The sequence below is a fragment of the Streptomyces sp. NBC_01428 genome (assembly GCF_036231965.1).
GTDB lineage: Bacteria > Actinomycetota > Actinomycetes > Streptomycetales > Streptomycetaceae > Streptomyces.
The window spans coordinates 5700039-5713409 of the sequence record NZ_CP109499.1 but is presented as its reverse complement, the minus strand read 5'-3'; the positions used below and the strand labels follow the sequence as shown (position 1 = coordinate 5713409).

Annotated in this window: 11 protein-coding genes and 1 tRNA gene; 8 read left to right on the top strand and 4 right to left on the bottom strand. The window is 70.0% G+C overall.

The features are described 5' to 3' along the window. Positions 1-19 precede the first annotated feature (19 nt). From OG406_RS24740 to OG406_RS24715, 6 genes are all read left to right on the top strand, one after another. Positions 20-667 carry an ABC transporter permease gene (locus OG406_RS24740; protein WP_081217523.1) on the top strand — a complete coding sequence of 216 codons (648 nt, stop codon included), beginning with the start codon at positions 20-22 and terminating at the stop codon, positions 665-667. Then, positions 660-1958: a betaine/proline/choline family ABC transporter ATP-binding protein gene (locus tag OG406_RS24735; RefSeq protein WP_164374944.1), complete on the top strand. Its 1299-nt coding sequence runs from the start codon at positions 660-662 to the stop codon at positions 1956-1958. The genes OG406_RS24740 and OG406_RS24735 overlap by 8 nt, the downstream gene beginning before the upstream one ends. A 41-nt stretch (positions 1959-1999) precedes the next feature. Continuing rightward, the gene (locus tag OG406_RS24730; RefSeq protein WP_241539897.1) at positions 2000-2821 is read left to right on the top strand and encodes an ABC transporter permease; all 822 of its coding nucleotides are present in this window, start codon (positions 2000-2002) and stop codon (positions 2819-2821) included. Between the two features lie 89 nt (positions 2822-2910). Continuing rightward, positions 2911-3798, top strand: coding sequence for a glycine betaine ABC transporter substrate-binding protein (locus OG406_RS24725; protein ID WP_164374978.1), 888 nt, complete (start codon positions 2911-2913; stop codon positions 3796-3798). 124 nt (positions 3799-3922) lie between these two features. Next, a complete protein-coding gene (locus OG406_RS24720) occupies positions 3923-4561 on the top strand; it encodes a winged helix-turn-helix domain-containing protein (RefSeq protein ID WP_164374945.1) in 639 nt (212 codons plus the stop codon). A gap of 107 nt (positions 4562-4668) precedes the next feature. Continuing rightward, positions 4669-4854, top strand: coding sequence for a hypothetical protein (locus tag OG406_RS24715; RefSeq protein WP_164374946.1), 186 nt, complete (start codon positions 4669-4671; stop codon positions 4852-4854). Between the two features lie 35 nt (positions 4855-4889). Here the strand turns inward: OG406_RS24715 and OG406_RS24710 are convergent, their stop codons facing one another. From OG406_RS24710 to OG406_RS24695, 4 genes are all read right to left on the bottom strand, one after another. Continuing rightward, positions 4890-5678 (bottom strand): S16 family serine protease, encoded by a 789-nt coding sequence (locus tag OG406_RS24710; RefSeq protein WP_081217529.1) that lies wholly within the window; start codon positions 5676-5678, stop codon positions 4890-4892. Between the two features lie 259 nt (positions 5679-5937). Further along, positions 5938-6579, bottom strand: coding sequence for an IclR family transcriptional regulator (locus tag OG406_RS24705; RefSeq protein WP_081217530.1), 642 nt, complete (start codon positions 6577-6579; stop codon positions 5938-5940). A gap of 679 nt (positions 6580-7258) precedes the next feature. After that, positions 7259-9061 (bottom strand): DEAD/DEAH box helicase, encoded by a 1803-nt coding sequence (locus OG406_RS24700; protein ID WP_081217531.1) that lies wholly within the window; start codon positions 9059-9061, stop codon positions 7259-7261. A gap of 259 nt (positions 9062-9320) precedes the next feature. Continuing rightward, positions 9321-11066 carry an MFS transporter gene (locus OG406_RS24695; RefSeq protein ID WP_329187818.1) on the bottom strand — a complete coding sequence of 582 codons (1746 nt, stop codon included), beginning with the start codon at positions 11064-11066 and terminating at the stop codon, positions 9321-9323. A 312-nt stretch (positions 11067-11378) separates the two neighbouring features. On the opposite strand from OG406_RS24695, the gene OG406_RS24690 reads away from it, so the two are divergent. Both OG406_RS24690 and OG406_RS24685 read left to right on the top strand, forming a co-directional pair. Then, positions 11379-11450: transfer RNA gene (locus OG406_RS24690), tRNA-Cys, on the top strand. Between the two features lie 134 nt (positions 11451-11584). Beyond that, complete coding sequence (locus tag OG406_RS24685; RefSeq protein WP_329187816.1) at positions 11585-12679, top strand: tyrosine-type recombinase/integrase; 1095 nt, start codon at positions 11585-11587, stop codon at positions 12677-12679. Positions 12680-13371 lie beyond the last annotated feature (692 nt).

The window sequence follows — 13371 nt, the reverse complement described above, 5'->3', positions numbered from 1 at the left end:
GCGACCGAGGTGACGTGGCGTGAACTTCTGGGAGTACCTGAGCAGCCGCCATGAGCAGCTGCTCACGGACGCCTACCAACACGCCAGCGCGGTCTTCCAGTGCATGGTCGTGGCGACCCTCATCGGGGTGGTGATCGGTGTCCTCACCTATCGCAGCGACTGGGCGGGCAACCTCGCCACCACGACGACCTCGGCGATCCTGACCATCCCCTCGCTCGCCATGATCGGTCTGCTGATCCCGATCGTGGGCCTGGGCGTCCCGCCCACGGTCATCGCCCTGACGCTGTACGGACTGCTGCCGATCGTGCGCAACGCGATCGTCGGTCTGCGCGGCGTCGATCCCTCGCTGGTCGACGCGGCCACCGGGATCGGCATGTCACGGGTGGCCCGGCTGGTGCGCGTGGAACTGCCGCTGGCCTGGCCGCCCATCCTCACCGGCATCCGGGTCTCCACCCAGATGCTGATGGGCATCGCGGCGATCGCGGCCTACGCCTCCGGTCCCGGACTCGGCAACGAGATCTTCCGCGGCATCAGCTCGCTGGGCAGCAAGAACGCTCTCAACCAGGTGCTCGCCGGCACGGTCGGGATCATCATCCTCGCGCTGCTGTTCGACGCCGCGTACGTCCTGATCGGCCGGCTGACCATCCCGAGGGGGATCCGTGCCTGAGACCGCCGACACCACCGGGCGCACCGAGCGGCCCGACACCGCCGATGCCGCCGCCGCCTCGTCGACCACGGGCGCCACGATCGAGCTGGAGAACCTCACCAAGCGCTACCCCGGCAGCCGCGACGCGGCCGTCGACAGCGTCAACATGGAGATCAAGGCGGGCGAACTCGTCGTGTTCGTCGGCCCGTCCGGCTGCGGCAAGTCGACCACCCTGAAGATGATCAACCGGCTGATCGAGCCGAGCAGCGGCCGGATCCGGATCGGCGGCGAGGACGTCACCGACATGGACCCGGTGAAGCTGCGCCGCAAGGTCGGGTACGCGATCCAGTCGTCCGGGCTGTTCCCGCACATGACGGTCGCCCAGAACATCGCGCTCGTCCCGAAGATGGTCGGCTGGCCGAAGGCGCGGATCAAGGCGCGGGTCGAGGAGATGCTGGACCTGGTGGGCCTGGACCCCTCCGAGTTCCAGGGCCGCTACCCGCGCCAGCTCTCCGGAGGCCAGCAGCAGCGCGTCGGGGTGGCGCGGGCGCTCGCCGCGGACCCGCCGGTACTCCTCATGGACGAGCCGTTCGGCGCGGTGGACCCGATCACCCGCGACCACCTCCAGGACGAGCTGATCCGGCTCCAGCACGAGCTGCACAAGACGATCGTCTTCGTGACGCACGACTTCGACGAGGCCATCAAGCTCGGCGACCGGATCGCGGTCCTGCGTGAGCACTCGCACATCGCGCAGTTCGACACCCCGGAGGCGATCCTCACCAACCCGGCCGACGACTTCGTCTCGGGTTTCGTGGGCGCGGGCGCCGCCCTGAAGCGGCTGAACCTGAGCCGCGTGCGGGACGTCGAGATCACCGACTACCCGACGGTCACCGTCGACGACCCGCTCCAGGACATCTTCGGCAAGCTCCGCTCCAGCGGCACGAACGAGATCCTGCTGCTCGACAAGCGGGGCCGCCCCTACAAGTGGCTGCGGCGCGGCGACCTGATGCGGGCCAAGGGGTCGCTGGCGCGGGCGGGCACCCTGGTGCACGACACGGTGACCCGGGACGCCACCCTGCGGGACGCGCTGGAGGCGGTCCTCACGGACAACTCGGGCCGGGTCCCGGTCACCGGGCGGCGCGGCGAGTACACCGGGGTGGTCGACATGGAGACGCTGATGAACTCCGTGCACGAACTCCTGGAGGCCGACCGGCTGGAGGCCATGGAGCACCAGCACGAGCTGGAGGAGGCACGCGCCCAGCAGACCCAGTTCGAGCAGGAGGGCGTCGACGGCGGGGAGGCGAAGGCGTGAACACTCCCCCGACGGAACACCGCCCGGAGGGCGAGCACGAGGTGAAGGGGCTCGCCTTCCGCGACGACAGCGACGGCGACGGCGAGGGCGAGCGGGAGGCACCGCCGTCGGCCGAACCGCCCCGGCGGCGGATCGGCTGGCAGAAGCTGACCTTCCTGCCGGCCCTGCTGATCGCCCTGCTGCTGGGCACCTGGCTCTGGTTCCAGCAGGCGGACCTCGACCCGATCTCCAAGAACGCCCTGTCGAACGGCCAGGTGTCCAAGGCCCTGTGGCAGCAGATCCAGCTGACGGCGATCTCCACGTTCTTCGTGCTGATCATCGCGATCCCGCTGGGGATCCTGCTGACCCGCAAGGCGTTCCGGAAGGCCACCCCGATCGCGATGACGATCGCCAACATGGGACAGGCGACCCCGGCGATCGGTCTGCTGGCGCTCCTGGTGATCTGGCTCGGCACCGGCCAGAAGTCGGCCCTGATCGGCATCACGATCTACGCGATCCTGCCGGTCCTGTCCAACACGATCGCCGGCCTGAACGCGAACGACCCGACCCTGCTGGAGGCGTCCCGCGGCATCGGCATGTCACCGCTGGGCGTCCTCACCCGGGTCGAACTCCCGCTGGCGGTCCCGCTGATCCTCGCCGGCGTCCGTACGGCACTCGTCCTGAACGTGGGCACCGCGACCCTCGCCACCTTCGGCGGCGGTGGCGGGCTCGGCGTCCTCATCACCACCGGCATCACCACCCAGCGCATGCCCGTCCTGGTCCTCGGCGCCGTCCTCACGGTCGCTCTCGCCCTGCTGGTCGACTGGCTGGCGTCGCTCGCGGAGCTGCTGCTGCGGCCGCGCGGCCTGGAGGTGGAGAAGTGACCGCGCCCACGAGAAGGACCCGTGCCCTCGCGCTGTTCGCGGGACTGCTCGTGCTGGCGTCCGGGTGCGGGCTGACCAGCGGCTCCCCGATGACCGACGACGTCGAGCCCGGCACCGTGGGGAAGGGACAGCCCCTCAAGGGCGCCACGCTCACGGTGGCGTCGAAGGAGTTCACCGAACAGCTGGTCCTCGGCGCGATCATGGGCATCGCGTTCCAGGCGGCCGGCGCGAAGGTCATCGACCGCACCGGTATCCAGGGGTCGATCGGCACGCGTGAGGCGATCAAGAACGGGGACGCGGACGCGACGTACGAGTACACGGGCACCGCGTGGATCACCTACCTCGGCAACAGCAAGCCGATCACGGACCCGCAGAAGCAGTGGCAGGCCGTGCACGACGCCGACACGAAGAACGGCGTGGTCTGGCTGCCGCCGTCCGTCCTCAACAACACCTACGCGCTCGCCATGAACCAGGCCAACTTCAAGAAGTACGGCACGAAGACGCTCTCCGACGTGGCCGCGCTGTCGAAGTCGGACCCGGGCGCCGTCACCCTGTGCGTGGAGAGCGAGTTCGCCAACCGGGCCGACGGACTGCCGGGCATGGAGAAGGCGTACGGCATGTCGATCCCGGCGAAGAACATCACGCAGATGGACACCGGGATCATCTACACCCAGGTGAAGAAGGGCAGTTGCACGTACGGGGAGGTGTTCACCACCGACGGGCGCATCAAGTCGATGAACCTGGAGGTGATGCAGGACAACAAGAAGTTCTTCCCCAACTACAACGCCGCGCCCGTGGTCAACGCCAAGGCCTTCAAGAAGTATCCGCAGATCGCCCAGGTCATCGAGCCGGTGACGAAGGCGCTGAACAACTCGGTGGCGCAGGACCTGAACGCCAAGGTCGACGTGGAGGGCCAGGATCCGCACGAGGTGGCTCTGGACTGGATGACGTCGGAGGGGTTCGTCAAGCAGAAGTGAACGGGACCGCGAACTCGGCCGATCCGCAGGGCGGTTGACCGGTCGGGGCGGTCCTCGGCCGTCCCGGGAAGTAGTTGCAAAGAAACTGTTGCAAGCAAGTCTTTGCAACGCTACCTTTGTACGCATGACGGAGCAGCAGCCACCGCACCCCCCGAACGCCCCTCTCCCGCCGGAGCCGCCCCTGCCGCCGGCACCGCCGCAGCACCGGCGGCTCGACGCCCGCTCCCTGCGCGGTCTCGCCCACCCGCTGCGCATGGAACTGCTGAGCAGCCTGCGGCGCCGGGGCCCGGCCACCGCGTCGATGCTCGCCGAGCGGCTGAACGAGTCCAGCGGGGCGACCAGTTACCACCTGCGCCAGCTCGCCGCGCACGGCTTCGTCGAGGACGCGCCGGACCGGGGCAAGGGGCGTGAGCGCTGGTGGCAGGCGGCCGACCAGGGGCTCGGTTTCGACGAGGAACTGCTCAAGGACCCGGACCCGGCGGTGCGCGGGGCGGCGGACATGTTCCTGCACGAGGTCGCCACCAGCCACGCCCGCGAGCTGTCGACGTGGCTCGGCACGCGTGACGACTGGTCCGACGACTGGACCCGCGCCACCGACATGAGCGACTTCACGATCCGGCTGACCCCGGCGCAGTCCCGCGAACTGATCGAAAAAATGCACGCCCTGCTGGAGAGCTACGCCGCCCTCGAACGCCCCGAGGCCGACACCGAGGCGGCCCAACTGCGCTTCCACACCCACGTGTTCCCGCAGGCGTCCGACTGAGCAGGCGGGCCGCGAACGAGCCGGCTCACCCCGAGGAAGCCCGATCCCTACGCCCCACCACGACACGCGACCCCGACGCCCGACCCCATCGAAGAGAGGTCACACCGATGCACCCGGACACCCAACTCCAGCTGCACCACCTGCGCGCCGCCGAACTGCGGGCCGAGGCAGACACCTACCGGCTCACGGCCGAGGCCCGCCCCCACCGGCTGCGCGCCCGCGTCGGATGGACCCTCGTGGAGGTCGGCCTCCGCCTGGCCTCCGCGCCGAGGACGGCCGCCGCGGCCTTCTGAGCGGGGCGGCGGACGGATCCTTTCGCGGGTCCGGACTAGCAGCTCGGGACCGAGCCCTTGCCCTTCTCCAGGGAGACCAGCGACTCGACCGCGCCCTGCAGGCTCGTCACCGGGACCAGCCGCAGCCCCTTCGGCAGCTCCGACTTCGCGTCCGAGCACTCCGCCTTCGGTACGAGGAACACGGTCGCCCCGTCGCGGCGGGCCGCCTGCGTCTTGAGGGCGACCCCGCCGACCGCGCCGACCTTGCCGTCGGCGTCGATCGTTCCCGTACCCGCGACGACCCGGCCGCCCGTGAGGTCGCCGCCGCTGCCGTCGCCGTCCAGCTTGTCGACGATGCCGAGCGAGAAGAGCAGCCCGGCACTCGGTCCGCCGACGTCGGCGAGCTTCAGCGTGACCTTGACGTCGCCCTTCTCGTGCAGATAGCCGAGCGCCGCCTCGGTGGCGGTGTCCTGGGACTTCTTCATCTCGTTCGCGTTGTGCTGCTCGATCTCCTTGACGCTGCCGCCGCTCGGATAGACCGAGTCGCGGGGCATCACGGCCTTGTCGGTGGCGAACCAGCCGCTGAGCACGTCCCCGAGGGAGATCTTCGCGTCGGGCCCGGTGGCCTCGATCGTCGTCATCCGGAGCTGGCCGCGGGTGTCGCGGGTGGGCGCCCCCGTGATCGTGATCACCGGGTCGCCCTTGTTCTCGCCGAGGACGTTCGCCGTCAGGCCGGGCTGCGCCAGGGAGAAGGGCAGCGGCGCGAACACCGCCGTGGCGAGGAGGGCCACGACGGGGAGGGCGCAGACGGCGACGGCCTTGGGGCGCGTGAGGCGAGAGAGCACGGGTTCAATCTAACGTCCCCTGCCGCCGGGCCCTCCGGACAGGTCCCACGGGGCGAGGCCGGGCAAGGATCACCCCGGGCCGACGGGGCGGTACGGGCCGAGACGTCCCCGCGTTCGGGAACCGTGTCCGTACGGAGCGGCCAGGTCGCGGGGCGACGGTTCCCGCAGCACCCCGGGCGGTGGGGCCTCCGTCGACGCACGGCGCTTCGGTCAAGGCGCCGGCGCGTCGCGGAGGGCGTCGGCGCCACCCGCTGCCGGGTCAGCGCAGGGCGTCCGCGACCTCGCGGGCCGCGTCCATCACGCGCGGCCCGACCCGCTCCGGCACCGCGTCCGCGAGCATGACCACCCCGACACTGCCCTCGACCCCCGTCACCCCGATGAGCGGCGCCGCGGCCCCGCTGGCGCCCGCCTCCAACTCCCCGTGGGTGAGCGTGTACCCGGGATCCCCCACCGGCGCCTGCCGGGCGGCGAGGATCGCGCGGCCCGCGGCTCCCCGGTCCAGCGGATGCCGGAACCCGGCCCGGTAGGCCACGTGGTAGTCGGTCCACGTGGGTTCGACGACGGCGACGGCGAGCGCCTCCGTCCCGTCGACCAGCGTCAGATGGGCCGTCGCGCCTATGTCCTCGGCCAGGGCGCGCAGCGCGGGCAGCGCCGCCTCCCGCACCAGAGGGTGCACCTGGCTGCCGAGGCGCAGGACCCCGAGACCGACCCGGGCACGACCGCCGAGGTCCCGCCGTACGAGCGCGTGCTGCTCCAGCGTGGCGAGCAACCGGTACACCACGGTCCGGTTGACGCCCAGTTTGTTCGAAAGCTCGGTGACGGTCAGCCCGTGGTCCGTGTCGGCGAGCAGCTTGAGGACGCGCAGTCCCCGGTCGAGCGTCTGAGAGGTCTCCGCGGTCACGACGCCCACTCCTTAGTGGTGAGGTCGACGGCCCTCGCTCGGCGGATGCGTCACCGAGTCCCGTCGGCGACGCGCTCAAGAGGCCGCCGGTCGGCTGGCGACCCGGGCTCTTCCCGGGCGGAGTCGCTTCACGGCTGCGCTCCGCGGCGGCGCTGCCACGGGGCGTGTGCGTAGCGGGACAGTAGCGAGCCGGTCCGCTCAGCGGAAGTCTCCGTCCAGAATCCGGGCATCGGCTCGTACGGACTGATTCCGTTTGTCCCGGAACGTGGAGCGCGCGGAACTCCGCGTACACCGCGCGTGCACGCAGCGCACCGGCGGAGGCGCACGCCGGTCCGAAGAGTTGCGCGCCCCTGAAAGGGAAGCCGCCGCGCAGGGGGGGCGGGTTCCGGATATCGGCCGCGCCGAGGTAACCGGTTCTCCATGTGCGTCCGCGGTCCCGCGGTCCGGCGCCGGGGCGGGGGCCGGGGCCGACGATCGGCCGGCCCGGGAACACACGCCGACGGCACCGCTCACGGACCGCGACGGACACGGGTGTCAGGTGGCGTCAGGCGCCGCAGGTGCTCACGGACACGGATGGCGCGTGTCCGGCGGCACGGGTGTCAGGTGTCCCGGCGACGCGGATGTCAGGCGTCCCGGCGACACGGATGTCAGGCGTCCCGGTGATCTCCGCGACCGCGGATCACCGCATCCGGGTGGCCCACTCCTGGACCTTGGCGATCCGCTGGCGCAGTTGCCCGGCCGTGGCCTCCGCGCTCGGCGGGCCGCCGCAGACGCGGCGCAGCTCGGTGTGGATCACGCCGTGCGGCTTGCCGCTCTGGTGGACGTACGCGCCGACCATGGTGTTGAGCTGCTTGCGCAGTTCCAGCATCTCCTTGTGGGAGACCACCGGACGCCGCTCGGCGGGCAGTTCGAGGAGGTCCGCCTCGTCGTCCGGCTTCTTGCGGCTGTGCGCGATCTGGCGGGCCTGTCGCTTCTGGAGCAGCAACTGCACCTGGTCGGGTTCGAGGAGCCCGGGGATGCCGAGGTAGTCCTGCTCCTCCTCGCTGCCGGGGTGGGCCTGCATGCCGAACTCGGCGCCGTCGTAGAGGACGCGGTCGAAGACGGCCTCGGACTCCAGCGCCTCGAAGGAGAACTGCTCCTGCTCGCCGGTGTCCTCGTCCTGCTCCTTGTTCGCCTCCTCCATCTCCTGCTCGGACTCGGCGTACGGGTCCTCCTCGCCCTCCTTCTTCGGCTTGTCGAGGGCGTGGTCGCGCTCGACCTCCATCTCGTTGGCGAAGGTGAGGAGGTCGGGGACGGTCGGCAGGAACACGGACGCGGTCTCGCCGCGCCGCCGGGACCGCACGAAACGGCCGACGGCCTGCGCGAAGAACAGCGGCGTCGAGATGGTGGTCGCGTACACGCCGACGGCGAGGCGCGGCACGTCGACGCCCTCGGACACCATGCGGACGGCGACCATCCACCGGTCCTCGCTCGCCGCGAAGTCGTCGATGCGTTTCGAGGCGCCGGTGTCGTCGGACAGGACGACGGTGGCCTTGGAGCCGGTGATCTCCCGGATCAGCTTGGCGTAGGCGCGGGCCGAGTCCTGGTCGGTGGCGATGACGAGGGCCCCGGCGTCCGGGATGCCCTTGCGCACCTCGGTGAGCCGCTGGTCGGCGGCGCGCAGCACGCTCGGCATCCACTCGCCGCGCGGGTCGAGCGCGGTGCGCCAGGCCTGGCTGATCGCGTCCTTGGTCATCGGCTCGCCGAGGCGCGCGGCGATCTCGTCGCCCGCCTTGGTGCGCCAGCGCATGTTGCCGCTGTAGGAGAGGAAGATGACGGGCCGCACGACCCCGTCCCCGAGCGCGGACCCGTATCCGTACGTGTAGTCGGCGGAGGACCGGCGGATGCCGTCCCTCCCCTCCTCGTAGGTGACGAAGGGGATGGGGTTGGTGTCGGAGCGGAACGGCGTACCGGTGAGCGCGAGCCGGCGGGTGGCGGGCTCGAACGCCTCCAGACAGGCCTCGCCCCAGGACTTGCTGTCACCGGCGTGGTGGATCTCGTCGAGGATGACGAGCGTCTTGCGCTGCTCGGAGCGGTTGCGGTGCAGCATCGGCCGCACACCGACACCCGCGTACGTCACCGCGACGCCGTGGTACTCCTTGCTGAGCGGCCCGGCGCTGTACTCGGGATCCAGCTTGATCCCTATCCGCGCGGCCGCCTCGGCCCACTGCTTCTTCAGGTGCTCGGTCGGCGCGACCACGGTCACCTGCTGGACCACGTGGTGGTGCAGCAGCCAGGACGCGAGCGTCAGCGCGAACGTCGTCTTGCCGGCGCCGGGGGTGGCGACGGCGAGGAAGTCGCGCGGCTGCTCCTGGATGTACCGCTCCATCGCCCCCTGCTGCCAGGCGCGCAGCTTGTTGGCGGTGCCCCAGGGGGCGCGGCCGGGGAAGGCGGGTGAGAGGTGGTGCGAGTGCGAGGAGGCGCTGGCGGCGGTGGTAGTCACGGTCTCCGGTCTGGGTGGCGATGGGGAGCTTCCGGGTCCGCGCGCGGCGCGTCGGTGTGGCGGTGACGGCAGACGGGCGGTCGGCTCGGCTACGTATGACAACCGGGCCACCCTACCGGCGCCCGCGGCGTGTCACCGCGCGGACGACGCCGGGTCCGCCGTGGATGGGACTGACGTCACATGACGGTCCGCACTCGCTCCCGCACCCGGCCCGTCGACGCCGCCGCGTGACGCGCGGCAGCCCCCGTGGGCCGCGGCCTCAGCCTTTCTGGCCGATCCCGGCCGCGGGTCGCCGCTCCCTGACACGTGTCGTCACCCACGCCCCGACCAGCGCCACGGCGGCCATCGGAAGGAACACGGCCGCGAAGGCGGCCGGGTGGGATCCGTGGGCGCCGGAGGCCGTGCCGGTCGCCGCGTGGGCCATCGCGCCGCCGCCCAGCGCCGCGAAGGCGGCTCCGCCGAAGGCGAGCAGCAGGACGTTGCACAGGGCGTCGGAGATCTGGAGGGCGGCCGAGTTCGTACCGGCCTCGTGCGGGGCCGAGAGCTGGAGCAGCAGCACGCTGGTGGAGGCGACCACGAGCCCCATCCCGAAGCAGCCGAAGGCCCAGGCGACGGCGACGGTCCACACGGGCACGGCCGGGAGGAGCACGCTGGGCGCGGTCGCGACGGCCGCCGCGACCAGCAGCATGCCGAGGAACATCAGCCGCTCCCGGTGCGGCTCCACGCCGGGCCGCGCCTGCAGCCAGGAGCCCAGCGCCCAGGTGGCACCGCCCGCGGCGAGCGACAGCCCGGCGAGCGTCGGGGAGAGTCCCCGCTGGGTGACGAGCATCAGCGGCACGAAGGACTCGGCGGCGACGAAGGACCCGGCCGCGACGCCGCGCAGGAGCACGACGGACGGCAGCCCGCGCGCCGCCCGCCAGGTGCCGTGCGGCAGCAGCCCGCGCACGGCGGGGACGAGCAGGGCGACACCGGCCAGCGCGGGCAGGAGCGAGAGGAGCCGCAGATCCTGGGCCGCGTACTGCAACAGCCCGGCCCCGAAAGCGATCCCGAACGCCAGCCGGATACGCCGCCGGTCGAGGGGAGCGCGACGGAGGGGCTCCGGGGGGAGGGTTTCGGCGGCGAGGGCCTCGACGGCAAGAGGCGCGCGGTCGAGGGGGCCGGCACCGAGGGGGTCGGGGGTGAGGGGGTCGGAGGTGAGGGGGTCGGGGGAGGCGTCGCCGGGGGCGTGCCCGAAGGGGTGGGTGCCGGTGAACCCGCCGGTGCCGGGGCGGGCGACCTCGTCGCTGCCGGTGCCGACGCGAGCAAGTCCGTCGCTGCCGGTGCCGGAGCGGGCAAGTCCGTCGCTGCCGGTGCCGGAGCGGGCAAGTCCGTCGCTGCCGGTGCCGGTGCGAGCAAGTCCGTCGCTGCCGGTGCCGGTGCGGGCGAACCCGTCGCTGCCGGTGCCGCCGGCGATAGGGGTGTCGGCGGGTTCCCCGTCCGTCGCGGGCCCCCCGGCCCGCCGGCGTATCTGGGGCAGGGCGAGGGCGAGGGGGATGCCGACGAGGGCCGGGATACCGAGGAACACCCAGCGCCAGCCGAGGTGTTCGGTGACCGCTCCGGCGGCGAGGGGGCCGACGACGGACGGCACCACCCAGGCCGCCGCGAACGCCGCCATGATCGCGGGCCGCAACCGCTCCGGGTAGGCCCGCCCGACGACGACGTACAACGCGACGATGACGAGCCCTCCGCCGAGCCCCTGGACGGCACGCCCGAGGACGAACAGCCACATGCCCCCGGCCGTCCCGGACAGCAGCAGCCCCCCGGCGAACGCGCCGATGCCGACCGTGAGGGACGCCAGCGGTCCGTCCCGGTCGGACCACTGTCCGGCGAGCACCATCCCGAACAGGCTGGTCGTGAAGTAGCCGGAGAAGGCGAACGCGTACAGCGCCACCCCGTCGAGTTCCCGGGCGGCGACGGGCATCGCCGTCCCCACGGCGGTCGCCTCGAAGGCGATGACCAGCACCACGGAGACGATCCCGATGCTCAGCGCGCGATACCGTCGCCCTCCACTTCGGGGGGAACGGTCGTGACGTCGGAGGTCTCCAGTGCTGCCATGGCCGTCAGCGTAAGGTGCGCAGCCCTCACTGACTCCTGTCGGAAGTCGGTGATCATCCGGTCCTTTGGTCCTACGACCACGCCCCGCGCCGCCACCTCCCGTTCATGAACGGCGTGTGGCAGTCCCGTTGCAGCGGTGCCGGACCCCTTGAGCCGCCCGTCCCACCCGCCTACGGTCGACTCATCAGGTTCGGAACGAGTGAGCCGTGCCGCACCTGAGAACGGCCGTGTGCCCGAGTGGTTCAGGGACTCGCCTGCAAAGCGAGTTACGCGGGTTCGATTCCCGCCACGGCCTCTCTTAGTAGGTCTGACCAGGCAACTCTTCTGGTCAGACTGGCTCTCTCCCTGGTGGTGCTCCCATCAGAACCGGTCTGGGCAAGTCGCTTGGCTACCTCGCACTTGCCTAGGCCCCTGTGCCAGGGAGACCCCGTGTCGGCAAGGAAGACCCCTCTCCGCAGTGCCACCAGGACGGCTGGCTACGACGCCAGCCGACACCAGGAAGCAGCAACCCCACTCCGGGCAGTCGGCAAGCTGTCAGGGGCAGAGGTACGCACATCGATGCTGGAGGAATTCGACCTCCACCTCAGCACCACTAACAACCGGTACGGCAGGCCCTATCAGCGGAAGAGCATCAACGCTTACCGGTTCGCTGGAGTGACCCTGTCCAACTGGATGACCGAGGCAGGACTCTCGGGTGACTTCACCACTCTCGACGTGGGCACCCTGAACAAGTTCTTCCGCTGGTACTACCAGGAACACGACGTACCCAAGAGCCAGGACGGCAAGGGCGGATACACAGGGGGAACCAACACCCTCCAGAGGAACCTTCGCCCGTTGTTCAAGTTCCTGGAAGAGGAGTACGAGCACCCCACTCCCTACCGTCACCCGAAGTTCCACAAGTACGCAGCACCCGCACTCGGTAAGCCAAAGACCCTCAGCACGGAGTTCATCGAAGATGTGCTCAGGGCTACAGGTAACGGGTCATCGAAGGTAAGGGACTTCGAGACAGTGAGGGACCACGCAATCATCAGGGTTCTCACAGAGGGTCTCAGGGCTGAAGAGTTGCTGAATCTGAGGCTTCAAGACCTAGACCTCACTGGACACACTTTGGTGGTTGTCCCCTTGAAGGGAAACAGGAACACCAAGGACGGGCGAACCATCCCCCTCCAGCCGAAGACAGTGAAGGCCCTTACTCGGTACCTCAGGGCAAGGGCCGAGCACAGCCTCTCCGAGACGAACCCCCACCTTTGGTTGGGCACTCGGTCACGGCAAGAGCTGAAGTACATGGGTCTCTATCGGATCGTGAAGAAGAGGGCCGAACAGGCGGGATACGAACCATCCGCAGTAACCCCGCACTCCTTCTGTCATACGTGGTGCGATGACTTGCAGACGGCAGGAGTGTCCGGGGAGAACATTATGGCTATCCGGGGATGGAAGTCCCCAGCCATGCTCAGGAGGTACGGGGCAGACATGGCCGTGAGTAGGGCTGTGACTGCCGTACAGGGCTTGGGAGACAGGTACTAGCCACGACGGTAGGCAAGGGCTCTGGGGGCTTCCCTGGGGCCCTTTGTCGTACCTGGGTGAGGTGAGCGGCAGCCTTAAGGGCTGCCGTCCCTGGGCGGGGAATGAAGGTACGGGTGATTCCGGACCCAATCCCGTAGCGAGCCCTAGACTTGAGGGCAGGCGGTCACGCCCGGAAAGAAATCTGCTGGCCGTGCTTGCCTTCTCTTGCGATGGGGGCCCTGCCTGATAGGTGAGGGTGTTCCGCTCAGGGGGTTCGGTGATCTGGCTCACACTTCAATGGGCGACGTTGCAGAACCGCTCTTGAAAGTCCCTACCTAATAAGTGAGGGTTTCCCGACGAGAACCCAAGTGATCTGGCTCACACTTTGGTAACGCTCTTTGCAGAACCGTCCTTGAAAGAGGTTACCTACTTAGTGAGGTTGCTACTCCAAGACTCTGCGGCTGTGAGGGTTCATCTCTAGTAGGTGAGTCCCCAGAGGTGCAGAGGCACGGATGAGCCTCTTCCTTCATGTGGTTGGTCTCCACTGTTCACGATCGGTTCCGTCACTGATGCGCAAGCACAGGACGTGGGTAGCACGGCACGGCAGGGCCCTGGTTCTTCGCGAGAGGACCCGGGGCCCTTTGCTTTGGCCCTGAGGTACCCCAACACTCCGAGACCACCACCAATGGCCAGCACGGGACATGACGTCCCGA

Coding starts and splice junctions, on each gene's coding strand:
- OG406_RS24725 (WP_164374978.1), top strand. CDS start 2,911: ATGACCGACGACGTCGAGCCCGGCACCGTGGGGAAGGGACAGCCCCTC.
- OG406_RS24720 (WP_164374945.1), top strand. CDS start 3,923: ATGACGGAGCAGCAGCCACCGCACCCCCCGAACGCCCCTCTCCCGCCG.
- OG406_RS24715 (WP_164374946.1), top strand. CDS start 4,669: ATGCACCCGGACACCCAACTCCAGCTGCACCACCTGCGCGCCGCCGAA.